General features: G+C 65.3%; 22 protein-coding genes, 1 tRNA gene and 1 other RNA gene. 13 read left to right on the top strand and 11 right to left on the bottom strand.

The features are described 5' to 3' along the window. The first annotated feature begins 45 nt into the window (after positions 1–45). Entirely contained in the window at positions 46–1293 is a 1248-nt protein-coding gene (gene tgt / locus ACLMAJ_RS14980) for a tRNA guanosine(34) transglycosylase Tgt (protein WP_412014265.1), read from the top strand. A gap of 44 nt (positions 1294–1337) precedes the next feature. On the opposite strand, the gene ACLMAJ_RS14975 is transcribed toward tgt, so the two are convergent. Continuing rightward, complete coding sequence (locus ACLMAJ_RS14975) at positions 1338–2120, bottom strand: queuosine precursor transporter (protein WP_412014264.1); 783 nt, start codon at positions 2118–2120, stop codon at positions 1338–1340. Positions 2121–2149: 29 nt separating this feature from the next. On the opposite strand from ACLMAJ_RS14975, the gene ACLMAJ_RS14970 reads away from it, so the two are divergent. Next, positions 2150–2761, top strand: a complete 612-nt coding sequence (locus ACLMAJ_RS14970) for a DUF4190 domain-containing protein (RefSeq protein WP_412014263.1) — start codon at positions 2150–2152, stop codon at positions 2759–2761. A gap of 82 nt (positions 2762–2843) precedes the next feature. Here the strand turns inward: ACLMAJ_RS14970 and ACLMAJ_RS14965 are convergent, their stop codons facing one another. The 3 genes from ACLMAJ_RS14965 to ACLMAJ_RS14955 are packed head-to-tail and all read right to left on the bottom strand — an operon-like array spanning position 2844 to position 5082. Beyond that, entirely contained in the window at positions 2844–3587 is a 744-nt protein-coding gene (locus tag ACLMAJ_RS14965; RefSeq protein ID WP_412014262.1) for an RDD family protein, read from the bottom strand. A gap of 44 nt (positions 3588–3631) precedes the next feature. Beyond that, positions 3632–4570, bottom strand: a complete 939-nt coding sequence (gene gluQRS / locus ACLMAJ_RS14960) for a tRNA glutamyl-Q(34) synthetase GluQRS (protein WP_412014261.1) — start codon at positions 4568–4570, stop codon at positions 3632–3634. Between the two features lie 14 nt (positions 4571–4584). After that, complete coding sequence (locus ACLMAJ_RS14955; RefSeq protein WP_412014260.1) at positions 4585–5082, bottom strand: DUF309 domain-containing protein; 498 nt, start codon at positions 5080–5082, stop codon at positions 4585–4587. A gap of 416 nt (positions 5083–5498) precedes the next feature. Here ACLMAJ_RS14955 and ACLMAJ_RS14950 point away from each other — a divergent pair, with 416 nt between their 5' ends. Further along, positions 5499–5708, top strand: coding sequence for a DUF397 domain-containing protein (locus tag ACLMAJ_RS14950; protein WP_412014259.1), 210 nt, complete (start codon positions 5499–5501; stop codon positions 5706–5708). A gap of 135 nt (positions 5709–5843) precedes the next feature. Here ACLMAJ_RS14950 and qcrB read toward each other — a convergent pair whose 3' ends face one another. After that, on the bottom strand, positions 5844–7511 hold the full coding sequence (gene qcrB, locus ACLMAJ_RS14945; protein ID WP_412014258.1) for a cytochrome bc1 complex cytochrome b subunit: 1668 nt from the start codon (positions 7509–7511) through the stop codon (positions 5844–5846). A gap of 170 nt (positions 7512–7681) precedes the next feature. Here qcrB and ACLMAJ_RS14940 point away from each other — a divergent pair, with 170 nt between their 5' ends. From ACLMAJ_RS14940 to ACLMAJ_RS14930, 3 genes are all read left to right on the top strand, one after another. Further along, on the top strand, positions 7682–9118 hold the full coding sequence (locus ACLMAJ_RS14940) for a wax ester/triacylglycerol synthase domain-containing protein (protein WP_412014257.1): 1437 nt from the start codon (positions 7682–7684) through the stop codon (positions 9116–9118). Positions 9119–9356: 238 nt separating this feature from the next. Next, positions 9357–10133: a hypothetical protein gene (locus ACLMAJ_RS14935; RefSeq protein ID WP_412014256.1), complete on the top strand. Its 777-nt coding sequence runs from the start codon at positions 9357–9359 to the stop codon at positions 10131–10133. A 131-nt stretch (positions 10134–10264) separates the two neighbouring features. Then, on the top strand, positions 10265–11038 hold the full coding sequence (locus tag ACLMAJ_RS14930; RefSeq protein WP_412014255.1) for a hypothetical protein: 774 nt from the start codon (positions 10265–10267) through the stop codon (positions 11036–11038). Positions 11039–11128: 90 nt separating this feature from the next. On the opposite strand, the gene ACLMAJ_RS14925 is transcribed toward ACLMAJ_RS14930, so the two are convergent. Together ACLMAJ_RS14925 and ACLMAJ_RS14920 are read right to left on the bottom strand one after the other, a co-directional pair. Continuing rightward, a tRNA-Ser gene (locus ACLMAJ_RS14925) sits at positions 11129–11216 on the bottom strand. 55 nt (positions 11217–11271) lie between these two features. Further along, positions 11272–12219, bottom strand: coding sequence for a hypothetical protein (locus tag ACLMAJ_RS14920; RefSeq protein ID WP_412014254.1), 948 nt, complete (start codon positions 12217–12219; stop codon positions 11272–11274). 120 nt (positions 12220–12339) lie between these two features. Here ACLMAJ_RS14920 and ffs point away from each other — a divergent pair. Both ffs and ACLMAJ_RS14910 read left to right on the top strand, forming a co-directional pair. After that, positions 12340–12434, top strand: an RNA gene (gene ffs, locus ACLMAJ_RS14915) — signal recognition particle sRNA small type. Between the two features lie 158 nt (positions 12435–12592). Then, the gene (locus ACLMAJ_RS14910) at positions 12593–13882 is read left to right on the top strand and encodes an aspartate aminotransferase type Ic (protein ID WP_412014253.1); all 1290 of its coding nucleotides are present in this window, start codon (positions 12593–12595) and stop codon (positions 13880–13882) included. Between the two features lie 63 nt (positions 13883–13945). Here ACLMAJ_RS14910 and ACLMAJ_RS14905 read toward each other — a convergent pair whose 3' ends face one another. Then, on the bottom strand, positions 13946–14752 hold the full coding sequence (locus ACLMAJ_RS14905; RefSeq protein WP_412014252.1) for a methyltransferase domain-containing protein: 807 nt from the start codon (positions 14750–14752) through the stop codon (positions 13946–13948). A 207-nt stretch (positions 14753–14959) separates the two neighbouring features. Here ACLMAJ_RS14905 and ACLMAJ_RS14900 point away from each other — a divergent pair, with 207 nt between their 5' ends. From ACLMAJ_RS14900 to ACLMAJ_RS14885, 4 genes are all read left to right on the top strand, one after another. After that, on the top strand, positions 14960–15535 hold the full coding sequence (locus ACLMAJ_RS14900) for an HhH-GPD-type base excision DNA repair protein (protein ID WP_412014251.1): 576 nt from the start codon (positions 14960–14962) through the stop codon (positions 15533–15535). Between the two features lie 125 nt (positions 15536–15660). Continuing rightward, the gene (locus ACLMAJ_RS14895) at positions 15661–16392 is read left to right on the top strand and encodes a DUF8020 domain-containing protein (protein ID WP_412014250.1); all 732 of its coding nucleotides are present in this window, start codon (positions 15661–15663) and stop codon (positions 16390–16392) included. A 168-nt stretch (positions 16393–16560) separates the two neighbouring features. Further along, positions 16561–17994, top strand: coding sequence for an MFS transporter (locus ACLMAJ_RS14890; protein ID WP_412014435.1), 1434 nt, complete (start codon positions 16561–16563; stop codon positions 17992–17994). A 387-nt stretch (positions 17995–18381) separates the two neighbouring features. Next, on the top strand, positions 18382–19659 hold the full coding sequence (locus ACLMAJ_RS14885) for an ROK family transcriptional regulator (RefSeq protein ID WP_412014249.1): 1278 nt from the start codon (positions 18382–18384) through the stop codon (positions 19657–19659). 88 nt (positions 19660–19747) lie between these two features. On the opposite strand, the gene ACLMAJ_RS14880 is transcribed toward ACLMAJ_RS14885, so the two are convergent. Further along, on the bottom strand, positions 19748–21415 hold the full coding sequence (locus ACLMAJ_RS14880; protein WP_412014248.1) for a DUF2207 family protein: 1668 nt from the start codon (positions 21413–21415) through the stop codon (positions 19748–19750). Between the two features lie 333 nt (positions 21416–21748). On the opposite strand from ACLMAJ_RS14880, the gene ACLMAJ_RS14875 reads away from it, so the two are divergent. Beyond that, a complete protein-coding gene (locus ACLMAJ_RS14875) occupies positions 21749–22666 on the top strand; it encodes a neutral zinc metallopeptidase (protein WP_412014247.1) in 918 nt (305 codons plus the stop codon). A 146-nt stretch (positions 22667–22812) separates the two neighbouring features. Here ACLMAJ_RS14875 and ACLMAJ_RS14870 read toward each other — a convergent pair whose 3' ends face one another. Next, positions 22813–24120, bottom strand: coding sequence for an ammonium transporter (locus ACLMAJ_RS14870; protein WP_412014246.1), 1308 nt, complete (start codon positions 24118–24120; stop codon positions 22813–22815). A 102-nt stretch (positions 24121–24222) separates the two neighbouring features. Further along, positions 24223–25170: a hypothetical protein gene (locus ACLMAJ_RS14865; RefSeq protein WP_412014245.1), complete on the bottom strand. Its 948-nt coding sequence runs from the start codon at positions 25168–25170 to the stop codon at positions 24223–24225. Positions 25171–25304 lie beyond the last annotated feature (134 nt).

Below are 25304 nucleotides of genomic sequence, written 5' to 3'. Positions count from 1 at the left end.
GACATGCGGCGTCGGTCACTCGATGCCGCCTGAGAGGATGGCAGCGTGTCCACACCCGAAGCCTTCTCCTTCGCCATCAATAACCGCCTGGATGGTGGGCGGCACGGTCGGGCAGGTGTGATCAACACTCCACACGGTGCCATCGCGACGCCTGCCTTCATCCCCGTCGGGACCAAGGCGTCGGTGAAGGCGGTGCTGCCCGAGACGATGAAGGAGCTCGGGGCGCAGGCCCTGCTCGCCAACGCCTACCACCTGTACCTACAGCCCGGTTCGGACATCGTCGACGAGGCGGGCGGCTTGGGCAAGTTCATGAACTGGTCGGGCCCCACCTTTACCGACAGTGGCGGCTTCCAGGTGATGTCGCTCGGTGTCGGCTTCAAGAAGGTGCTTGCGATGGAGGCGGTCGACGTGCGCAGCGACGACGTCATCGCCAAGGGCAAGGAGCGGCTGGCGACCGTCGACGACGAGGGCGTCACCTTCCGGTCGCACCTGGACGGGTCCACGCATCGGTTCACGCCGGAAGTATCGATGGGCATCCAGCATCGGCTCGGCGCCGACATCATGTTCGCCTTCGACGAGCTGACCACGTTGCTCAATACCCGTGGCTACCAAGAGAAATCGCTACAGCGCACCCACGAGTGGGCGCAGCGCTGCATCGACGAGCACGAGCGGCAGAGCGCGGCACGCACTCATCGCCCGTATCAGGCACTGTTCGCGGTGATCCAGGGCGCGCAGTACGAAGATCTGCGCCGCAAGGCCTCTCGCGAGCTGGAATCGATCCGGGGCAGCGCGGGAACGAGTTTCGACGGCTACGGCATCGGCGGCGCGCTGGAGAAGCACAACCTCGGCGCCATAGTCGGCTGGTGTAGCGATGAACTGCCCGAGGACAAGCCACGCCACATGCTCGGCATCAGCGAGCCGGAGGACATCTTCACCGCTGTGGAAAACGGCGCGGACACCTTCGACTGTGTTAACCCGTCCCGGGTCGCCCGCAATGCCGCCATCTATGTCGCCGAGGGCCGATTCAATATCAATACCGCCCGGTTCCGCCGCGATTTCACTCCCATCGACGACACCTGCGACTGCTACACCTGCGCCCATTACACGCGCGCCTACATCCATCACCTGTTCAAGGCGAAGGAGATGGTCGCCTCGACGCTGTGCACAATTCACAACGAGCGCTACACGATTCGATTGGTCGACCGGATCAGGGCGAGTATCGAGGGCGACTACTTCGACGACTACAAAGCAGAAACCCTCGGCAGGTGGAAAGGCCGCATCGCGACCCCGTGAGCCCAGTCGTCGACGGATGCCGACGCTGGACGACGGGGTGCGCGTCAGACATGCAGCGGATCGGATTCCCTTGGGGCATAGCTCGGTTCGCGCTTCTTGAGGGTCGCGATCACTCGATAGGTGATCGGCATGACCAACACTTCGCACAGTGTCTTCCACAGGAAGCCGACGATGACGTAGTTCACGAACTGCCGCCAGCTGTCGATGCCGATCGCGGTGGCCGCGATCGAGCAGAAGATCAGCGTGTCGGCGAGCTCACCGACGATGGTGGACCCGATCAGCCTGGCCCACAGGTGTTTCTCCCTGGTCCGTTCCTTGATCAGCACCAGCGTCACCGAGTTGAGCAGCTGGCCGACGAAGTATCCGGCGAGACCGGCGGCTACGAGCTGCGGCGTCGTGCCGATGACGGTGCGGAACGCCTCTTGGTTCTCGTAGAACACCGCGGCGGGGAGCCGGATGGCAATGCTGAAGCAAGCGACGGTCAGCAGCAGGGCGCCGAAACCGTAGTAGATGGCCCTGCGGGTGGCGCGGAAGCCGTACACCTCGCTGAGCACGTCGCCGAGGATATAGGCCAGCGGAAAGAGGAAGAAAGCGCCATCGGTGGAGATCGGCAGTATCTCCAGCGGCCCTAGCTGCACCGAATGATCGGTGAAGAACTGAACGCCTTTCGTCGCGCAGATGTTGGAAATGATCAGCGTTGCGGTGAACAACGCCACGATCGGTGTGTAGTACCCCCGCGCGACCTGGGCGAATGCCGCATGGTCCTGCGCGGGGCGCCCAGACCCTTCGTGTTCTTCTGTTTTATTCAACTCACTCACGCGCTTCATCCAACCAGGTTGTCGAATAGGCTGTGGCCATGACGAATCCCGGCGATTCCGACGAGTGGTGGAAGCAGTACGGCGGCGAAGGTGTGTCGCCGGAGGCTGCCACCCCGGGCTCGGTACCGCAATATCCCACCGCCGAACCGCCCGGATACCCGTCGGCTCCGCAGTATCCGCAGCAGTCGGCTCCGCAGTATCCGCAGCAGTCGGCTCCGCAGTACCCGCAGCAATCCGCTCCGCAGTATCCGCAGCAGTCGGCGCCGCAGTATCCGCAGCAGCCCGCTCCCCAGCTGACACCGCCGCCGCAGCCGCAGTACCCGGCTTACCAGGCGCCGCAGCCCGGCGCGCAGGCATATCCGCCCCCGCCGAACTACGGCTATCAGAATGCGTACCAGCCCTATGGCTATCCGCAGCCGCAGGGCACAAGCGGCATGGCCATCGGTGCGCTGATCTCGTCGCTGATCGGGTTCGTCACCTGTGGCATCGGGTCGATCGTCGGGATCATCCTCGGCGTCGTCGCGCTCAATCAGATTAAGCAGTCCGGTCAGGAGGGTCGCGGCATGGCGCTGGCGGGCATCTGGGTCGGAGTCGGCGTGATCGTGCTGAGCGTGCTCTGGTTCGTCATCATCTTGATCGGCAGCAGCTAGCCTCCGAATCAACCGAAAACGTCAGGGGCGCACCCGGAAGCGGGTGCGCCCCTGACGTTTGTTCAGGTCGAGCGAGCCGGTGTCAGCTCTTGACGACCTGGGTGCCGCCTGCGAACTTGTCGTGCCAGCCCTGCTTGTTCGGGTCCTGCGAGGTCGAGATGATCATGTAGATGATCAGGCCGAGCGAGATCAGGCCGCCGACGCACGGGATGATCGACGCCGCGACGTAGATGTTGCGCTTGAGCGAGGCCTCGGGTTCGATCTTCGCCGCACCACCGGGCGCGAGGACCTTGAGTCCGAGGATCTTCTTGCCGAGCGTCGTGCCCTGGGTGGTCTCCATGCCGACGAAGTAGCCGAGCAGCGCGAGCGAAACCACAGCGCCGTTGATGAACTGGCCGGTGTTGGTGAAACCGAAGATCAACAGAATGATGATGGAGACCGGGATACCGACGATCAGGTGGTCGATGACGCGGGCGCCGATCCTGGATCCGATGTCAGCCGGCTGCCCGCCGTAGCCGCCCTGCTGCCCGCCGTACTGCGGCTGCTGCGGGTAGGGCTGGCCGTAGGGGTCCTGGCCGTACTGCGGCTGCTGCCCGTACTGCGGCGGCGGCTGCTGCTGGCCGTATTGGGGCTGCTGGCCGTACTGCGGCGGCGGCTGCTGCTGCCCGTACTGGGGTTGGGGTGGCTGCTGCTGGCCATAGGGATCCTGCGGCGGCTGCTGGCCGTATTGCGGCGGCTGCTGCCCATAGGGGTCCGGCTGGCCGCCTTGCGGATACTGCTGCCCGCCTTGCGGATGCTTGTTTGGGTCGTACCCACCGCTTGTCATATTCAGTCCTCGTCAGTGATCAGTAGATCGGTCGAGTGCGTACGTTACGGACATCTGTTGCGTTGCAACAACCCATTCTCGTCGAGTATCCACGGTTCCATGGGCAGATGGGCAGGTGTGAAACTGTCGAGGAGCTCGATCGGCGATAACGGCGGATATCCGAGTGAACAGGCCAGCGCAGCGGCTACCTGCTCGGGCGTGTTGCCGAGTGCGAGCTGGTCGGCGAGTGTCACCGCGCCGTCGCGTTTGGCCAGGCGTATTCCGGCCTCGTTCAACACCAGCGGTACATGGGCATACTGCGGGACCGGCAGCTCGAGCAGCGATGCCAGATATGCCTGCCTCGGTGTGGAAGACAGCAAATCGTCGCCTCGCACCACCTGATCGATGCCCTGCGCCGCGTCGTCGACCACCACGGCAAGGTTGTAGGCGGGGGTACCGTCACCGCGGCGCAGCACGAGATCGTCCACCTGGCCGCGGTAGCGCCCGTGCAGTTCGTCCACGATCTCGAATTCCGTTACCGAGGCGCGCAGTCGCAGCGCGGCGGGTCTGCGGTCGGCGCGGTGTGCGGCACGCTCGGCATCGGTCAGCGCGCGACAAGTACCGGGATAGGCGCCCATCGGACCGTGCGGCGCGGTCGCCGCCTGCTGTATTTCCCTTCTGGTGCAGTAGCACTCGTAGACGAGCCCAGCATCGGTCAGTCGATCGATGGCCGCCTGATATCGGGGCAACCGTTCGGATTGCCTGATCACCGGTCCGTCCCAGTCGAGACCGATCGCGGCGAGGTCGGCCAGCTGTCGCGCCTGGGCGCCGGGGCGCACCCGATCGAGATCCTCCACGCGCATCAGGAAGCGTCGGTCCGTCGAGCGGGCGAACAGCCAGGCCAACAGCGCGGTACGCAGGTTTCCGAGGTGCAGATCGCCCGACGGGCTGGGTGCGTATCTGCCCGCGCCGGTCACCACATTCGAAAAGCGCACGTTTGTCATCTTAGGCGGTGCGGTCAGCCGAGCAGCTGTGGCTTGAGCCGCTCGGCGGGGATCGGCGTCTCGGAATCCAGCTCTGCGAGCAGGGTCTCGGCGTGCGCGATCAACCCGGCGCGGTCGATGCCATAGGGGACGCCGGTCTCCGCTTCGCCGCTATCGTCCGGCTTATAGGCGTTGAGTCGGTCCACCGCTCGAGTGAGTAGCGTTCGGGCGCCCTTGGGATTGCCGCGTTGGATGTGGGTCAAACCGACCGCATATTGCGCGAGGGCCTGCCACAGCATCCGCTCGGCGAACGGTCCGTTCTTCCATGCGGCCTCTAATACCTCGTGTGCGTTGAATGCCAGGCCGTCATCCAGCAGTTGCTGGGCATAGGAAAGAGTTTGCTGGGGTGGCAGATTCAAGTCGTCCGGAATTCGAGGTGTACCGGGGCTGCCAGTGGGTAGCGGGCGTCCGAAGCTGTCGCGTGGACGGGGATTACGGGCGCGACCTGCCTCGTCGCGGGGGCGTTCGACCATGCCCCCATGATCCACGGCCGGTTGCGAAGCTGTCGAGGGAGGGGGAACCTTGGTGATTAATTGACGGATCACGGAGTAATCACATCGACACAAAAGTTAGCGGTGCGTGGCTTGTTCGAATCAAAGTCACCGACTGGCAATGTTTCCGCAACATCCGATCTTCGCAAGATTGGCAAATGCGTTGATCGGACTGGCAAGATATCGGCAAATTATCGATGAACCTGCTAGTCTTTGGACCGCGAGGGCAACCTCGTGGGGTGTATTCACCTCGGGCGCAATGCAATCACGACGCACCGTGAAAGCGACGCGCAACCACTAGGCGCACCACGGGATTCGGTGTTTCTGCCGAGTACCGGTGCTAGTTAGAGCGATGTCAGAAGATTTCTCGTTCTCGACGCAGCAAAGGAGCTAGTGCCGTGGAAGTTGATTTTACGGGCGCTGTGTGGCGCAAGAGCACACATAGCGGTCCCGATGGGAACTGCGTGGAAGTCGCATTTCTCGTCGGAAGCAACGTAGCGGTTCGCGATACCAAGAACAACGGACATGGCCCGGTGTTGGCATTCGCGCCGGGTGAGTGGGACGCATTCCTAGCCGGAATGACAACAGGGGAGTTCGGTCGCGCTTAACCAGCCGCGTTCGAACCAGCCAGCAACGGGCCCCGTGTCGAAACAGACTCGGGGCCTTAGCGCACTGCTCAGGACGGTGCTGCCTAGACCTTGCAGCGCTGTTCGTTGTAGCACCGTTCGCGAGATGTACGTGATTCAGGCCGAGCCGTCGCCGCTGTGGCCATTGCCGGAGAGCCCATTGCCCGCGTGCCCGTTGGTCTGCTCCTCAACTCGCCGTAGCACGGCGAGCTGCTTGCGCTCCTCTTTGTGCTCGATTGCCAGGTTGTGCTCGGACTCCTGCCATGGATCGGCACGTAGGAAGGCACCGGTTCCGGGCTTGCCCGCCGAGCCGAGCTTGCTCATCTTCTTCGGGACCGGCGCACCTTGGTATTCCAATGGAATCGGGTGGCCGTGATCGTCGACCGGGCCGAGCGGCTGGTGCACCTCGATGTATTCACCGTGCGGCAGCCGCTTGATCACGCCGGTCTCTATGCCGTGCTCGAGAACGGCTCGGTCGCTGCGCTGTAGGCCCAGGCAGATCCGATACGCGATGAAGTAGGCGGTCGGCGGTGCGATCAAGATGCCGATCCGGCCGATCCAGGTTGTCGCGTTGAGCGAGATGTCGAACCGGTAGGCGAGGATGTCGTTGACGCACGAGAGTGTCAGCACCACGTAGAAGGCGATCACCATGGCGCCGATTGCGGTGCGCACCGGCACATCTCGCGGCCGTTGTAGCAAGTTGTGTGCCACGGCGTCCTTGTTCAGCCGTCGCTCGATCCATGGATATGTGATGAGCAACGTGAATACCAGGCCCATGATCAACGCGCCCCAGACCGGCGCAGGCACGGTGTAGCGGCCGAGATACAGCTCCCACGGCGGTATCAGGCGCATCATGCCGTCGGTCCACATCATGTAGAAGTCCGGCTGTGAGCCCGCCGATATCTGAGATGGGTTGTAGGGACCCATATTCCAGATCGGATTGATCTGCAGCAGGCCACCCATGAGCGCCACGATGCCGAGGGTGAACGCGAAGAACGCACCCTGATCCAGCGAGAAGACCGGCACGATGCGGGTGCCGACCACGTTTCTCTCGGTGCGGCCCGGTCCGGGGAACTGGGTGTGCTTCTGATACCAGACCAGCGCGATATGCGCGGCGATCAGCGCGAGCATGATGCCGGGCAGCAGCAGTACGTGGGCGATGAACAGTCGCGGGATGATGATGGTGCCCGGATAGTCGCCGCCGAACATCAACCAGTGCAACCAGGTGCCGATGATCGGTATGCCGAGTGTGATCGAGGAGAAGGCCGCGCGTAGGCCGGTGCCCGAGAGCAGATCGTCGGGCAGCGAGTAGCCGAAGTAGCCCTCGAACATGGCCAGGATCAACAGGATCGAGCCGATGACCCAGTTCGCCTCACGCGGCTTGCGGAACGCGCCGGTGAAGAAGATGCGGAACAGGTGCACGATGATCGACGCCGCGAAAAGCAGTGCCGCCCAATGGTGGACCTGGCGGACGAACAGACCACCACGCACCTCGAAGGAGATGTTGAGCGCGGTCTCGTAGGCGCGCGACATGGTCACACCACGCAGCGGCTGGTAGGAACCGTTGTAGACGACCTCGGTCATCGACGGATCGAAGAACAGCGACAGATAGACGCCCGACAGCAGCAGAATGATGAAGCTGTAGAGCGCGATCTCACCGAGCAGGAACGACCAGTGGGTCGGGAAGACCTTGTTGATCGAGCGTTTGACGAATGCCGCGGCCTGATATCGCTCATCTGCGGAATCGGCTTGCGCGCTGAGCTTGCGACCTACCTGACCAGCCATGATCGACACCCCGCCCCTTGGGTGAGTGAGATTTTTCTTCTACTACAGACGGTAGCAGAGGAGTCGGACGGAATCGATGGGTTTCGCCGAACACCGATGCGAAACAAGATCATTCGGCGCTGGTCGACGCCGCTACCGCCGCCGCGCACAATGGCCGATATCGTCGAGGTGTGAGCTCGGTGGCCCCGCAGGACGCGACGATGTACTGGCTGTCCAAGCGCACCGCCAACGATCTGTTCCTGCTGTATTGCTTCACTGACTCCGGTCGCCCCACTGCGGAACTGCGTGCGCTCGTCGCTCGGCGCAGTGCGCGGATACCCGACTTGCGAGTTCGCTTGCGCGAAGTGCCCGGCGACCTGGAGTACCCATCCTGGATACCCTGCGGTTTCGCCGCCGAGCAATTCATGGAGCATCCACTGTCGGAATCGAATTGGCCGACTGTGCTGAATGTCCTGGGCAAACTACTCGGTACCGGACTGGACGCGTCCGTTCGTCCATGGCGACTGCACGTGTTTCGCGACATCGACGGAGCACCCGGGGCGGAGGCGGGCACCGCGGTGGTGGTTGTGCTCCAGATGTCGCATGCGCTAGCTGATGGGCGAAGTGCCGCGCGGATCGCTCGCGATCTGTTCGCGGAGCCGGGCGCGATCGAGGGGGACAACACCGGCTCGGTATCGCGCTCGACGCCGCGGCAGCGGGCCTCGATCGGTTCTGTGTTGCTCGGTTCCGCGCTGGTGGATTCGGTGCTCGGGTTGGCGCGTATGCCGTTCCAGGTGGTGCGGACCGTCGCGCGTGGATATCGCGCCTACCGGGCCCAGCGGGAACTGGCCGAACTCACCTCGACCGGGCAGTTGCCCGCGCCGGGGCCCGACTTTGCGCCGACCTCGATCAACCCCTCGATCGAGGTCGGCGCGGCGGACCATCGAGTGCGCATGATCGTGTGCGCGGCAGACCGATTACGGATCACCGACCGCACCGTGACCGTGGTCGTGCTGACCGCGGTATCGCTCGCACTCACCCGCTACCTCGCTTCGCGCGGTGCGCAGGTGGATCGGCTGGGCGCGCAGGTGCCGATGGCGCTGCCGGATCGCGAGGCGTCCGCGCCACGCAATAACTACCGCAATCTCGGCGTGGATCTGTTCGTCGACGAACCCGATCTCCGCGTGCGTGCCCAACGAATCGCCGATGCGCTCGCCGACCGGGCGACCCGCGCACGGCATCCGCTGCTCGCCGCCCAAGACCGAGTCACCGCCGTCGTACCCGCCACGCTGCTGCGCCGCGACGTCGACCGGCTTCCGCTCGACACCGTCCCCGACTCGATCGCAGGCCACACCGTGGTCTCCAGCGTCCACCGCGGTGCCGCCGACCTCACCTTCGGTGGCGGCCGTGTCCGCTTCACCGCGGGATTCCCAGCGCTCGGCTCGGTCATGCACCTGACTCACGGCGTGCACGGACTCGGCGAGGATCCCGATGGGCACGGGGCGACGGTCACGATCTCCATCCACGCCGACACGGCCGCGCTGCCTGATATCGATACCTACTCGGAGCTGCTTGTCGCGGCGCTGGAGGAGGCAGCGGCGGCGCATGCCGACGGAGTTGTGGATTGATCCGGTAGTGGCGACGTCACCCCCCACGGCCGCAGCTCATTCGACAGCCGGATGGAGTCGGAGCAATCCCGCGCTCGGCCCGGTGTCGACGGTGCACTGTCCGATGCGGGCGGGTTTGCGGTACTTCTACTCATGACCGGACGCTGCCCAGGTGCTCGAATGTATTGGACGCCGGGGCCTTTCACTCGGCAGTCGCCGATCGCCGCCGCGCGGATCGGCCAAACAGTAGGGGCCACGCATGTCGACACCGAACATCAACCCGCCTGAACACACTTCGGGCGGCCAGTGGATTGCGCGAGCCATCGCCATCGTGGTGTTGATTCCGGTACGTCTGCTCTGGGAGGGCGTCGAACTACTCGGCCGCATCGTGCTCACCGTGCTGCGCTTCGTCAGGACCCAGCTGCTGGAACCCGTCTGCCGCTTCGCCTGGCAGTGGCTGATCCGTCCGGTATGGGCCTTCGTCAAGGACTTCCTCTGGGGCTGGCTACTCCAGCATGTCCTCTGGGGCATGGTCCTCACTCCCATCGGTGCGCTGTTGCTCGACTTCTTCCTGCGCCCGCTGCGCCGCGCGGTGGAGGAGTTCCTCTGGCGGCGCGTCCTGCGTCCGGCAGCGGAGTGGCTGGCAAGGGAGGTGCTGCTCCCCGTCGGGTCTGCCGTGTTCTGGGTGCTCTACAAGGGCTACAAGTACCTGATCGCGTGGCCGCTGTACATGGTCGTCAAGTACCTGATCGTGTGGCCGCTCTACCAACTCTGGCGATGGATTCTGCTCCCGCTGTGGCGCCTGCTCCGCGCGGTCCTTTTGTACGCATGGCGAATCGCGACCATCGTCGTCGGGGTCCTGATAGTGATCCCGTGCCGCGTCGTCTACCGCGCCGTTCTGAGCCCGATATTCACCGCGATGGCCATCGCCTGGCAGGCAGTGGTCGCCCGGCCCGTCCGCTGGCTCCACGCCAACGTTGTGACCCCGATGAACAAGTGGGCCGATGAGATCATGACCACTGTCTTCGGACGCTGACCCGCGCGCTGTCCGAGGAGCAGCCGACGCACTGTGAATTCGAGTACTCGGATTCGATATTTACGATTCATATACAGCAAGGCGGAAATCCTTGACAGCGGGAACCGTTGTCCGACTTCTAGTCTGGGGAAATGGTGCAGCCGACCCCCTGGCAAGCAAGTAGAACGACTCGCCACCGGCCGGCCGACTCAGCGAGCCGGACAGCGGGAAGTGCCCGACAACGCCGGGTCTTCGTCCCGAAAGCTCTTGCCCCGCTTCAAGAGAACTGGGGCTACCTGGGTGCAGCGGCAGGGAGCGTCGTCACCTTCCTCCTGCTGTTCAGGCCGTGGCTCACCGCTACGGGCACCGACGGCAAGATCAGCGCCGACCCTTTCGGGGGTCTTCAGATATCCACATCCCTGGTGACCTTCTGGTCGGGATCGCCGCCGCCCGCCGCGAATGTCAACGGCACATGGGGCGTGCTCGCCAGCGCGGCATGCGCACTAACGGTCTTCGCTGTGGCGGTCAATCTTCGGGCTCGCACCAAGGCGCTCGCTCATGTGGCGGCAGGTTCCTCGATAGCCCTCGCGGTTCTCGTAGTTTCCGCGGTGGCCCACTTGAACGGCAAAGCGGCCGAAGTGCGCGCAATGACCGGGTACGGACACCCTCGTGATCTCGGCACCCAGGTCGGCCTCGTGGTCCGTTGGGCCTCCGGCAACGGCCAGATGCCGGTGCCCGGCCTCCGCCAGGTCACGACGGCCACCGCCGGTCTCACCTCTTGGGCATGGCTCGCAGGCGCGATCTCGCTGGTTTCAGCCATCGCGGCGATCGCCCAATGGATTCGCATGCGCAAGACATCTGTATGCGCGCACGCCGTGGAAACTCGTTGCAACCGTTTGGGTCTCGCACGCGTCCAACAGAAGTAGGCCATCATTGGAGTGAATGTCGCGCTCGGTAGCCTCGTCGAATAAACAACAGTGGGTCAGGACACTGTAAATGTGTCCTGACCCACTGTGTGGCGGAGGATAGGGGATTTGAACCCCTGAGGGCGTTAACCCAACCCGCGTTCCAGGCGAGCGCCATAGGCCACTAGGCGAATCCTCCGTGGAGCAGCATACCGGGTACACCCCGTCGGTCGCCAAATGGGGCAGCTCGGGGGCTATTTCCGCAGGCCGGCCATGGCTTGTCGGGCCTGGGCCTCGCAGGCGGCGGCGACGGCGGCCTTGTCGATGGGAGTCTTGGAATAGATGTTGATCTCGATCTTGAGTGAGAGATTGCTATCCAGCGCGCCGATTGTGTAGTCGAGCGAGTTGAATGACGTCGAGGTGTCCTCGCGGTAGGAGAAGTACGCCACCTTGCCGAGGTTGCCCAGCACGCCGGAGGACCGGCCGGTGCCCGTGGTGCCGGTGTCGATGTCCTTCCAGGTGTCGTAGTACGGCTTGCCGTACTTACTGGCGAGGTTCGCGTCCATGGTCATGGACGCGTCGTTGATTCCGGTGCCTTCGTACTTCGCGTTGCAGTTCATCGAGCCGCCGCCGTAGTCGCTGTCGGGTTGGTTCTCGGTGTGCGTGAGTTCCTTTTGGGTGGGTGCCCACCGGGCGAGGATCGAGGGGGTGACCAGGCTGCACGAGTCCGTCACCTTGTCCATGGCGAAGTCGCCTGCCCAGGACTTGTCGTCGCTGTCGGTGCTCTTCATAGCAACGACGAGACCCCCGATCAGCACGACCACGATGACCAGCGCGGCGATACCGCCGAGGATCCACCCGGTGTTGTTGCGTCGATGCGGCGGTGGACCCGGGTATTGGGCGCCATAGAAGGGCGGCTGTGGATAACCGGGCGGTGGGGGCGCGGGCTGTGCGTATGGCTGCGGTGCGTACGGCTGTGGCGGCAGGTATGACTGCTGCGGTGGCGCGTAAGGCTGTGGTGGCGGCGTGTACCCGTCGAATTGCCCTTGCCCGCGCACGAGCGTCGGATCGGCGCCCGTCGTGGAACCGCTGGCGTCACTGGTGCTCGGCGCTTCCCACCACTGCGGTGCGGGTTGCGCGTCGTCCGACGATCCCAGCGGCGGTACCTCGTGCCCGCCGTGCGGCGAATTGTTGTCTGTCACCTGTCGATCCCCTCGTACGGTGAGGAAGCCCCTCCGATATTGGAGAGATCGTAGTCACTGCTCGCGAGTGCGTGTGGGCCCCGGATAGTGGCGTATGGGAGCCGAGCGGTTACACTGGCCGACGGATCCCGCGCGGCGCGCATCCTGTGAACTCCCCCAGGGCCGGAAGGCAGCAAGGGTCAACGGGCTCTGCCGGGTGCGCGGGGTCCCCTTAAATTTGAGCGCTCGGTCGGATCAACATCCCGGGCCGCTTTTATCCCCTCCAATTCGGAGCAACCGCCGGGTAACGTGAACAGCGGTCCGCCGATGGTCATAAACGACATCGGCCGGATGTCGCCCCACACCACCTTGTTGCTTCGAAAGGCTGCCCAGAATGCCCCGGCAAACGCAGATCGGTTTGATGAGCCACGCGGAGCTCGTGACGGAACACGAGACCCAGCACGCGAATTACGCGACGCTCCGAACCGAGAAGCTCACGCTGGATCTGACGAGGGGAAAACCCTCGCCGGAACAACTCGACCTGTCCGCGGAACTGCTTTCGCTGCCCGGCGCGGGTGACTTCCGCGACGGCACCGGTACCGACTGCCGCAACTACGGTGGGCTGCACGGACTCCCGGAGCTGCGCGCCATCTTCGGTGAGCTGCTCGGCATTCCGGTGGACAACCTGATCGCGGGCAACAACGCCAGCTTGGAGCTGATGCACGACGTCATCGCCTACGCGATGCTGTACGGCACCCCGGAGTCGAAGCAGCGCTGGGCCGCCGAGCCGACGCTGAAGTTCCTGTGCCCCAGCCCCGGCTACGACAGGCACTTCACGATCACCGAGGCGCTCGGTTTCGAGATGATCCCGATCCCGATGAACCACGATGGCCCCGACACCCATGCCATCGCGGCACTCGTCGCCGATGACCCGCAGATCAAGGGTTTGTGGGCGGTACCGAACTACTCCAACCCGACCGGTGTTGTCTTCTCCGAAGATGTTGCCAGGGAACTGGTTTCGATGCCTACCGCAGCGCAGGACTTCCGATTGTTCTGGGACAACGCCTACGCGGTGCACCCGCTGACCGACACCGCCGCACCGGTCATCGACGTGCTCGGGCTCGCGGCGGCGGCCGGAAACCCCAACCGCCCCATCGTTTTCGCTTCTACCTCCAAGATCACCTTCGCGGGCTCCGGCGTCAGTTTCCTCGGCGCTTCGACAGCGAACCTGGATTGGTATCTGGGGCACGCGTCGAAGAAGAGCATCGGCCCCGACAAAATCAATCAACTGCGTCACCTGCGCTTCTTCGGGGACGCCGACGGCGTTCGCGCGCACATGCAGAAGCATCGCGCCATCCTCGAACCGAAGTTCGCGCTGGTACTGCGCATTCTCGAGGACCGGCTCGGCGCTTCGAAGGTAGCGTCCTGGACCGAGCCCAAGGGCGGCTACTTCATCAGCCTCGATGTGCTGGAGGGCACCGCGGCCAGGGTGATCGCGCTGGCCAAGGATGCCGGAATCGCGCTGACCGCAGCGGGTTCGGCCTTCCCGTACCGGAATGATCCGGAGGACAAGAACATTCGTATCGCGCCGAGCTTCCCGAAGGAAGCCGAACTGGCGAAGGCGATGGACGGCCTCGCCACCTGCGTGCTGCTGGCCGCCACCGAGAAGCTGCTCGACAAGTAATCGAATCGAATCGAATCGAACGCGGGCGCACCCGTATCCGGCGTGCGCCCGCTTTCGCGTAGGTCAGCTCGGCTTGTGGGCCAACACGGCGAACATCGTCACCGACAGGTGGATATCGCCGCTCTCGGCACCCGCCTCCAGGTCCGCGACCAGCTGGTCGCGCTGGGCCTCGCTGATGACACCACGCGCCACCGCCATCGCTGAGATGCGATTGACCAGCGAGCCGGCCCCGACGCTGCGGTCCTGTACCAGCGCGTGCGAGCCGACGTCATCGACGACGAGTCCCGCTTTGGTCAGCAGTCCCGGCAGGCGGCGGCCCGACAGCGGATTGGTCGTCGCCGACACCAGCGTGTCGACAACCGCCCTGACCACCTGGCGGTCGCCCGGATGCACGATCGCCGTACCCCAATCGCTGTCCACCACGACGACCCGGCCGCCCGGCCGCAGCACCCTCGCGATCTCGTTGGCCGCGCGGATCGGCGCGGTCAGATGCTGGAAGACCCGCTCGCACAGCACCGCGTCGAAGCTGTCGGCCCCGAAGGGCAGGCCGTAGGCATCGCCGGAATGGAACTTGGCCGGTGAACCGGCCTGGTTCGCGCGGCGTTCGGCGGCGGCGAGCAGTTGCGGGTCGGGTTCGACGCCGATGGCGGTTCCCGTCGGTCCGACCGCGTCGGCGAAGTCGATCACCTCCGACCCGGAGCCGGAGCCGATGTCGAGCGCATGTTCGCCCTGCTGCAGTGCGAGGGCCTCGTGGGCCCAGTTTCGCAGCCGCCGGATACCTGGCAGTGCCGCATGTAGATCGCGCACATCGACCAACTGATCCTGGCCCGCGCTGTCGAAGCGATCTGGGCGCAATCCTTGCGAATCCATTGGCCCGATTCCGTCCCTCGGTATGGCCGTCGTCTGAGGCATGGCCGAGAGCCTACGCGGGGGCCCACCGCATCGCATGGTAGGTCTGTGAGGTGCGTCACGATTCGAGGACCAGTCGATCCGGGTGGATAGGACTACTCGCCTGCGGCGGGTGAGATGATCGAGGACACCTCGATCGGCCGTCGAATAATCGGGAAAGGAAAGCCCGTGACTGTGAAGTTGTGCCTCGCGCAGGACCAGGAGGCGGACGAGCTGTTGTCGGAGAGTCCGTTCGCGCTGCTGGTCGGAATGCTGCTGGATCAACAGTTTCCGCTCGAACACGCCTTCCGCGGCCCGAAGAAGATCGCCGACCGGATGGGCGGGTTCGACATCCACCGGATCGCCGCGGCCGATACCGCGGAGTTCGAGGAACTCTGCGCGACGCCGCCCGCGATCCACCGCTACGGCCGGTCGATGGCGCGCAGGACCCAGGAGCTCGCCAAGTATGTGCTGGAGCACTATGACGGCGACGTGGAGGCGATCTGGACCACCGACGATCCGGATGGCAAAGAGGTACTGAAGCGTCTGAACGCCCTGCCTGGATACGGCGATCAGAAGGCGAGGATCTTCCTCGCGCTGCTCGGTAAGCAGCTGGGAGTGCGGCCGAAGGGGTGGGAAACGGCGGCGGGGGCCTACTCGGAGAAGGGGTCTCGTCGTTCCGCCGCCGACATTGTCGATGCCGAATCGCTCTTGGAAGTACGGGCATTCAAGAAGCAGGCCAAGGCCGCGGCAAAGGCGAAGTAGTTTCTCTTCTGTTCGCTCCGGGTTTGCCTATTTGGAATCTGGCTGCGTTTTTACCTCGTCCCACGGTGGCTTCTCGTCGAGGCTTTGCCCTCGGAAGCTCCACCTGAGATGAGGGATTGCAGTACATGAAGATGAGGAAGCTCGCCGTTGCCGCGGCGCTGATGACCATGGCGACCGGGGTGGCCGCGGGCACCTCCGGCGCCACGCCCGCAGCGGCCGAACAGATCGCCGCCCCGATCAATTTCACCGCTAACGCCACCGATACCCAGTCGATCGTGACGACCGATGCCGGTTCGCTCGTTGTCGAAGATGACGCACTGAAGATCAAGGCCGCCGACGGCACCGTGGTCGCGGGTACCCCGCTGAAGTTCCGCGTCGACGAGTTCGAGTTCCCGATCGCCGCCGAAATCGCCGGCCGCACAGCGACTCTCACGCCGCAGCTCGATCCGGCCCAGGCGGTCTACAAGCCGGTTGCGCTGCCGTATGAGGACAAGGCGCCCTGGAAGAACGATTACGACCGTGAGGTGGCCGCCTGGACCCGGCTGACCAGCACCATCTCCATGGGCGCCACCATCGGCACCCTCGTCGGCGGCCTCGGCGGCGCGGCCGTCGGCTGCGTGCTCGGCGGCATCGTCGGCGCGACCGTCGCCTCGGCCACCCTTATCGGTCTGTTCGGGCCGTTCCTGCCCGCGGCCGTCGTCGGCTGCATCGGCGGCATCGCCCTCGTCGGCGCCGTCGGCGTCTTTGCGGGTCAGATCCTCGTCACCGCCCCGGTGGCGATCGGTGCGGTGATCCAGTACTTCACCACCATCAACCAGCCGTTGCCCGCCGCTCCGGCTCCGGCTCCGGCCAAGTAAGAGCTCAACCGACGTCCGTGGCCGCCACTGCCGCGGAAGATTGGCCCCGCCCAGCACCTTTCGACTGGGCGGGGCCTTTCGCTGTGCGCGTCCGACCTGGCGGTTTGTGCGTCTGCATTAGATGCTTTGACATTTAATGCGTGTGCATCTAAATTAAGCGACGTGACTATGACAGCTACCGCCCCAGGGGCACTGAATACCTCATCAACTGATCACGCCCCGGGTCATTGGGGGCCCAAGCTGTGGGCCGTGCTGTTCGTGGCGGGCCTCGCGATGTTCCTCGATGCGCTCGATGTCTCGATGGTCGGAGTCGCACTCCCGTCCATCGGATCGGAACTCGGTCTGAACACCGAGAGCCTGCAATGGATCGTCAATGGCTACATCCTCGGCTACGGCGGCTTGCTGCTGCTCGGCGGACGGGCGGCCGATCTGCTCGGTCGCCGCCAGGTCTTCCTGGTCGCGCTGGTGGTCTTCGGTCTCGCCTCGCTGGCGGGCGGACTCGTCGACGACGGCGCGCTGCTCATCGCGAGCCGCATCGTCAAGGGCGTCGCCGCCGCGTTCACCGCGCCGGCCGCGCTGTCGATTATCACCACCACCTTCAAGGAAGGTCATGACCGCAACCGCGCGCTGTCGATCTTCACGGTCTTCGGCGCCACCGGTTACGCCTCAGGCCTGATCGTTTCGGGCCTGCTCACCGGCATCGACTGGAGGCTGACCTTCTTCGTGCCCGTCATCGTTGTCGCCGGCGTCGTCGTCACCGCCTACATCGTGGTGCCGCGCAATATCGAGAAGGAAAAGGGCCGCATCGACTTCGCCGGTGCCGCACTGCTGACCGGCGGCATGCTCGCCGGTGTCTACACGATCGTCACCGCACCCGAAAAGGGCCTTACCGCGAGCGTGATCGCCACCGCTGTCATCGCGGTCGCGCTGCTCAGCGCGTTCTTCGTGGTGGAGACCAAGGTTTCCCATCCGCTGGTCCGGCTGAGCATCTTCAAGGTCAAGTCGATCGTGCGGGCCAACCTGGCCGCGCTGGCAATCTTCGGCTCTTACATCAGCTTCCAGACGATCGTGTCGCTGTACCTGCAGAACACCCTGGGCTGGGAGCCGCTGAAGATGGCGCTCGCGCTGGCTCCGGCAGGCATCATCGTCGCAATCCTTTCGCCGGTCGCGGGAAAGTTCATCGACCGCTACGGCACCACCCCGATGATCATCGCCTCGATGGGCTCGTTCGTGCTCGGCTACATCTGGTTCATCGCCTTCGGTGGTAGCGCCGATCCGACCTACGTCGTCGACTACCTGCCCGCGTTCCTGCTGCTCGGCCTCGGCTTCGCGCTCGGCTTCTCCGCGACGATGGTCCAGGCCACCGAGGGCATCGCCGATCACGAGCAGGGACTGGCTTCGGGTCTCGTGCAGACCTCCGGCCAGATCGGCGGCGCGGTCGTGCTCGCCGTTGTCACCGGCCTGATCAGCGGTGGTGCCGCAACCAGCATCGCGCAGTACCGGCCGGGTCTGTACCTGGTCACCGTGGTGGCACTGGTTGGATTGATCGCCTCGGCCACCGCGCTGCTCGCTCGCCGTCAGGTGGTCGCTGAAGCCGCGTAAAGGTAGAGCAAGTCACCCGATGGGGTCGCCGGTTCGGCGGCCCCATTCGGCTTTTCCGGGCAAATCGTGCGCTGGGCCACAGCGGATCGGAACCCGGTGCGGGGCAAGGATTTCGGAGCGAAACATGATATCGAGTGTTGCTCGGACTGTCGAGGGGGCTTGGTGAGCGCGGGTTTCGGTGTTAACTTTGATCCCATGTCTACTCGTCGCCCGACCGCACTGCGGGTCACTTACGTGACCGCCGCACTGGGTCTGCGGCTGCCGCTGACGCGGGAACTGTGTCGTTCCTGCCGCCGCAGCTGAGCGATTCTTTCCACTCGCGCGCTGCCTCGTCGCCGCACATGTAGGCACGTCCCGTAGTACGGGACTTCAGCAAGGAATCTTCATATGTCCCTCACTCTCGAGCGACCCCTCTCCCGGGTTGCCAACGGTCGTGTTCGTGTTCAGCGTCCGGTGGTCGCACCGGAGCTCCGTATTGCCGACAATCCGGCCGCAGCCGTGCTGCGCGCCGCGACCGGCGGTCCGGTTTCCCGCGATAATGCCGCGCGCACAACGGGTTTGAGCATCGCGACGGTCAACCGTCAGGTGTCCGCGTTGCTGGCCGCAGGGCTGCTGCGCGAGCGCCCCGACCTGACCGCTGCGGGTGCGGTCGGTCGCCCTCGGGTGCCCTTCGAGATCGACCACGAGGCGTACCTGACCATCGGCATCCACATCGGCGCCGCGGTGACCAAGATCGTCGCCGCCGATCTGCGCGGCCGGATCCTCGGCGGCCTCGCCATTGCCACTCCGCAGACCGGTCAGGACTTCGCGACCACGACCGTCGCACGCAGCGCCAAGGCTTTCCTGCAGCGCTGGCATCGGCGAAAGGCATTGTGGGCCGGTGTCGCCATCGGCGGCCGAGTCGACCCGCTCACCGGTGTGGTCGACCATCCCAAGCTGGAATGGAAGGGCGCGCAGATCGGCGCGGTGCTCGGCGAGGTGCTCGAGTTGCCCGTTTCGGTCGCGCCGCACGTGGAGGCCATGGCTGCCTCCGAGTTGCTGCTCCCGATCCCCGAGATGCGCGACGCGCGCGGAGCCGGACCGGAGCGTGGCAGCAGCCTGTACTTCTATGTTCGCGAAACCGCCGGTGTGGCAGTCACATTGGATGGCCGCGTGCATACGCCGAGCAATGGGCCCGGTTCGATCGCGCACCTGCCGACCGGCTCCGATGTGGTGTGCCCGTGCGGTCGGCGTGGCTGCCTCGAGGTGACGGTCGGTGACCGGTCGCTGCACGCGAGGGCCGTCGGACGCGGGATCATTCCCGCCTACAACGGCACCGCGGGGTCGACCATCGCCGATCTGTACCGGGCGGCCGAGGCGGGCTCCGAGCCCGCGCAGGAGCTGCTTGCGGAACGGGCGACCACCCTTGGCCAGACCGTCGCGCTGGTCAGGGACATGCTCAACCCGGACCGAGTGATCCTCGGCGGCCAGGCTTTCACCGGGTACCGCCCGGCCGTCGCCCACGTGGCGCGCGCCTTCCAACAGTCCTCCAGCCTGCCGCCCACCGACATCCGCATCAGCGGATTCGGCGGCAAGGTCCAGGAATTCGCCGCCGTCGTCACTTCGTTGAGCGCGCTGTACGCGGACCCGTTGTCCGCGATGCGCCGCGCATCGGCCATCGACTGATCGCTGAGAGCTGAAGGCCGGGCGTTGCGCCCGGCCTTCAGTGTGATTGCGTGCCGGCAGAGTTCGGGCCGCGGTTGGGGTGCGGCGGCTAGCGGCTGCTCTGCGAGGTGCCGAAGAGGCCCTCGAGTGCGGTGATGAAGAAGGGGAAGTGGCCTGCGAAGCGCTGGAGGTTCGGGTCGCGCTCGAAGGTGCCGAACCAGTACAGGCCGGGTTCGGAGTCGGCGGCGGGGTTGAGGTCGCGGAAGGCGCGGATCCAGTTGTCGGCTCGGCCGCTGATGATGGTGAACGGCAGTGCCCTGGAGAAGACGAGTTCCTGGTCCGCGGGTGGAATTCGGTCGCGCGCAATAGCATCCAGGCCGCGCTGCAAGGCGCGGACTTGTCCGGCCAGTTCGCGGCCCGAAGCGGTGCGAGCGGGTAGGTAGCGGGGGAGTAGGAAGGTCGCGACGCCTGCCAGCAGGATTGCGACGCCGACCAGGGCGTGGCCCGAGGTGGCGGCGAGCGCGATGGTGGTGGCGATGCCCGCGACGATCAGGCCGCCGCCGAGCCAGGTCGTCAGACCGAGCGGGGACCGTTCGGCGAACGCGCCTCGGGCGACCCCTTCGGCGACCAAGGCGGTGCGGACGGGCCCGGACTGCACGCGGCCCGGTGCGCGAAGTTCGGTGACGGTGACCGAATCCGCGCCCTCGGGAAGCAGGGTCTGGTAGACCACCTTCTCGTAGTCGCGCAGCTGGTCATCCGGAGCGTTGACTCGGTTGATCCGCCAGTCGGAGTCACTGATCGGAGTTATCCACAGGTAGCGGCGCACCGCGAGATCCACGACGGTTGCCGCGATGTCGGCAGGGTCCGCGTGCTCGTCGAGCACCAGGCCCGCCTCGCCGGGCAGGATGCCGTCGGGAGAGGTGAACTGCACGCGGTCGCCCTCCTGCCGCAGCGGGTCGATCGTATTCGAACCTGCTCCGGCCGCGGCATTTTCGCGCCTGGCCCGCAGTACGAACACGACAAGCCCGACCAGTGCGAGCAGCAGTATTCCGAAGGCGACCAGCACCGGTGTGGTGACGGCGAAGGGGCCTGCCGCGCCGCCGTCGCGGACATCGGCGTTGGTCGGCACGGTGCCGGGTGGCAGCTGCAAAGTCAGGTCGATGGTGTCGCCCTTGTGCAGGTCGCTCTGCTCCCAGAAGAGCACGCCGTCCGCCTCGATCTGCAAGTCGGAGCACTGCCTGAGATTTCCCGGCGGGCCGAGTTTGCAGTCTACGATGCCCATTTCGTAGGACGGGCTGATCAGTGCGGCGCTGATCGACGCGACATCGGCATTGATCACGCCGAGCCAGCGGAACACCTGGGTGCCCGGCGCGTCACTGACGGTGTTGTGGATGGCGTAGGTGAAGGAGGACTCGCCCGGCGCGGCATCGATGGTGAGCTGATCGTTCGCGACCGTCGCGGTGCCGGTGCCCTTGGCGTCGACATCGGTGACTTTGAAGACACGTTCGACGTCTTCGCCCACCTTGAGACGCAGCGGCAGCGACATTTTGAACTCGCCGTCCGGTGGCACGACCACCTTCTCGACGACCTCGAGTACGCCCTGCGTGCTGAGTTTCAGATCGGCGGTGATGTGCACGCCATCGGGTGCGGGCTGTGCGTTGGCAATGGGCGCCGCGGAAACCGATCCCGCGATCGCGAGAACAAGCGCACCGGCGGCGGTCCGCTTTCGGGCGGCCTGCAAGCAGTCGCTAGCGGCGCCCGCCCGAAAAGTAAGCATGGCTGCCTACTCTAGACAAGTTGCTATTCTGCGTCAGCGGCTGTCGGCGAATATGAGACGAGGGGGTACGGGGGAGTGACACAACCACCGTACGGTTATGGACCGGTTCCTCGTGGTGGGCGTCCGGTTCCGCCGCCACCCGGGCATCGACCGCCGCCGCCCGGCTATGGTCCGCCGCCCGGCTACGGTCCGCCGCCCGGCCATGGTCCACCTCCTGGTTATGGTCCGCCGCCTGGTTATGGTCCGTCGCCTGGATATCGGCAACCGCCACCCGGATACCGTGCGAATCCCGGGTATCCGCCGCCCGGATCCCGCCCGCCCATGCCGCCGCCGATGCCGTACGGGCCGCCCGGCCGCCCGCCCGGTCCGCCGCGCAAGCGTGGCGGTGGTGGTTTGACAGCGCTACTGCTGGTCATCGTGTTCGTAGTGGTGGGTTCCCTGGTGCGCTATGCGATTTCGACGGGCAAGCACAGTGCCGACTCGACGGGGTCCACGCCGAGCTTCACCTTCACCCCGGATCCCAGCGGCGCCGTAGCGCGCGCGGAGACGGGAACGAACCCGCTGTTGACCGATTCGAGCACCACCCTGATTCCGGCGCGCTGCAACTACTCATCGTGGGGCACCCAGGTGGATGCGGCGCGCAAGTTCTTCGAGTCGGCCGCAGGCTGCCTGGAGTCGGCATGGAAACCGGTGCTGGCCAAGTCGAATCTGCCGTTCCAGCCTCCTGAGCTCAACGTCAGCGCGACCACCTCGGGCATCACAACTCCATGCACCGGAACCACCAGTAATTTCGCTGCCTTCTACTGCCCGGCGAACAAGACCATCTACATGCCGATCAGTCAGCTCCAGACCGAGCTGTTCAAAGACAACTGGGTGATCTATCTATCGGTGTTCGCGCACGAGTACGGCCACCACGTCCAGGCAATGTCGGGAATCCTGCGCAAGGCCAACAGCGATCGGGTCGACGCGGGCGCGCGCAGTGAAAAGGGTCTGGAGCTCTCGCGCCGAGTCGAGTTGCAGGCCAACTGTTTCGACGGCATGTACATGGACTCCTCGTCCGACGGCGGCTCGTTGACCAGCAGCCAGATCAGCCTCGCGAAACGCGACGCGCACGGCCGCGGTGATCAGCGCGGCGACATGCGAGACCACGGCACCGCGGACAACGGCGGCGCCTGGTTCGAGATCGGCGTCGACAAGAACCGTGCGGCACAGTGCAATACCTTCACCGCTGCGCCAAGCGACGTGAGCTGACACGACGCCATCGCAACAGGTAGCGAGACCTGAGCGCTCAATGCTCGGTGGCCGAAAGCCAACATCTGGCCGTGGCCCGCGAACCGGTGTTGTAACCGAGCAGGTCCGGTGTGGCAGCCAGGTGTTGGTGCTCTGCGTGTTCCGGGTCAGCGGTCCCGGTCTCGGATTCCGCCGTTCGGCTGCCCGAAGTGCCCTTCGCCGAAGCGTCGGGGCGAATGCCCGTGCACGCCTTCGGCATAGGCGGTCTCAGCGTGCAGTGCGAAGTCGATGCCCGCGGTCTCGTCTTCCTCGGTTACCCGGAAGCCGATGACACGGTCGATGCCCTTGCCGAGCGCGAAGGTGACACCGAAGGCGTATGCCGCGACCGTCAGTGCGCCGACGAGCTGTTTGCCGAGCTGAGCCGAACCGCCGCCGTAGAACAGGCCCTCGACACCACCGGTCATCACCTGATTGGCGAGCAGGCCGATCAGTAGCGTGCCGACGACACCGCCGACGAAGTGCACGCCGACCACATCGAGCGAATCGTCGTAGCCCGCCTTGAACTTCCAGCCGACCGCGAACGAACACACCACACCGGCGGTGAGCCCGACGATCAGCGCGCCGAGCGTGTTCACCGAACCGCAGGACGGTGTGATCGCGACCAGGCCGGCAACCACGCCGGAGGCCGCACCGAAGGTGGTCGGGCGCCCGTCTCTGATCTGCTCGACCGCGAGCCAGCCGAGCATGCCGAGGCAGCCCGCGACCAGCGTGTTCAGGAAAACCGCTGCCGCAACACCATTGGCGGACAGTGCCGATCCGGCATTGAACCCGAACCAGCCGAACCACAGTAGGCCCGCACCGAGCAGCACGAATGGCAGGTTGTGCGGGCGCATAGCGTCGATCTTGAACCCGACGCGCGGGCCGAGCACGATCGCCAGCGCGAGCGCGGACGCGCCGGAGGTGATCTCCACGACCAGACCACCCGCGTAGTCGAGCGCGCCGAAGGAGGCCAGCCAGCCGTCCGGACCCCACACCCAGTGCGCGATCGGGACGTACACCACCAGTGCCCACAGCGGCACGAACGCCATCCAGCCCGCGAACTTCGCACGGTCGGCGATCGCACCGCTGACCAATGCGGCGGTCAGGATCGCGAAGGTCAACTGGAAGGTGGCGAACAGCAGCTCGGGGACCGAGCCGTGCACCGTGTTCGGGTCGATGCCCGCCATGCCGAAGTGGTCGAGGTTGCCGATCAGGCCACCACCCGCGTCCTCGCCGAAGGCAAGGCTGTAGCCGGCGAACAACCAGACCACGGTTACCAGCGGGATGGCGATGAAGTTCATCATCAACATGTTGAGTACGCCGGTCGAGCGCACCATCCCGCCGTAGAAAATGGCAAGGGCCGGTGTCATCAGCAGCACGAGGGCGGTACTGATGAGCAGCCAGGCGGTAGCCGCGGGATCGATGGTTGAAGACACGGGTAACTCCTTCCACGCAGGAATGCGTTGCAAGGAAATTACCGAATGCGTACTGCCTGCCCGTGCACCACCAGGCGTTTCAGCCCGGTACGAGCAGGCAGTTCAGCGCCGCGACTTGCGGGCGAGCGCCCTCGTGCCGCGACGGCCCGGCACCGGGAGGTCCTCGCGTACGGCCACCCATTCCGCGGTGGTGAGCCACAGCTGCTGGGCGCGCGCGTCGGCGGTGTCGTGGAAGATCCGGCGGCCTCGGTCGTCGCGCAGATCGCGGGCAAGGACCGACCAGCGGGGTGGGCGGCCGTGCTCGGTCAGATGCGCGTCGAGGAACTCCGCGACCAGGGTGCCGATGCTGTTGACCGGTCGCAGCGATACCCGATTGCCGTACTTGGCCGCGTGGAAACGCCGTGCGGCGCACAGTGATCCGGGTTCGGCACTCGAGGCGATCCACCCGGAGCGCTGGGCGCGTTCGATCAGCCAGAGGTGTTTGACCGCGGTCGGCGCGATATCGCCGATCCGGTCCCTGATCAGTGCCATCACCGGCTCGGACTGCAATATGTCGCGGCGGATGGGGCCGGTGCCGTGTTCGGTCCAGTGGTCGTGGGCCAACTGCGCGAGGACGCGGCCGAAGTCGTCGATGCTGCGCTGGGCTCTGCGGCCGAGGCGTTCGATGCGCTCGGCCTCGCGCCGCATCTCGTTCTGTGCGGTGAGGGTCCTGATGGCGGCCATGGTCGGTACCTGGCCGCGCTCGAGTAGTTCCAGAATCGCCGCTGCGGTCTCGGGATCGGCGGCAGCGGCCACCGGCAGCGAGTCGCGTTTGATCGCGAAATCCTGTGGGCTGATCGCGCGGCTCAGCAGGTCGACGGCGGCGTGGTCGTCGGCGAAGTCGGTGCTCGAAAGCCAGGCGGCGGCGATGTCGTCACGAGACGGCACGGTGAAACGCCCTCCGGTGGGAAGTTTGCCTATGAGGTCCAGGTTGTGCCCCGGTCGGGATGAGGGACCGGCCGGGGCCACCAACCTGATGAAGGTTTGGCTACCGAAGTTGCCGATCACCACGGTAGCCAGCCGATAGCGTCGATGTCACTTCTGTTAATTGTTTCGTTATGTCCACAAACCGGCGGGTAAGCGGGGTGTGAGTTCAGCTAACCGTTGCCAAGGGGGGTGGTCAAGCGACAAGGTGCCCGTTTCGG

Source organism: Nocardia arseniciresistens, assembly GCF_046764875.1.
Lineage (GTDB): Bacteria > Actinomycetota > Actinomycetes > Mycobacteriales > Mycobacteriaceae > Nocardia > Nocardia arseniciresistens.
Note: the sequence above shows the minus strand (reverse complement) of the source record. Positions and strands in the feature narration are given on the sequence as shown.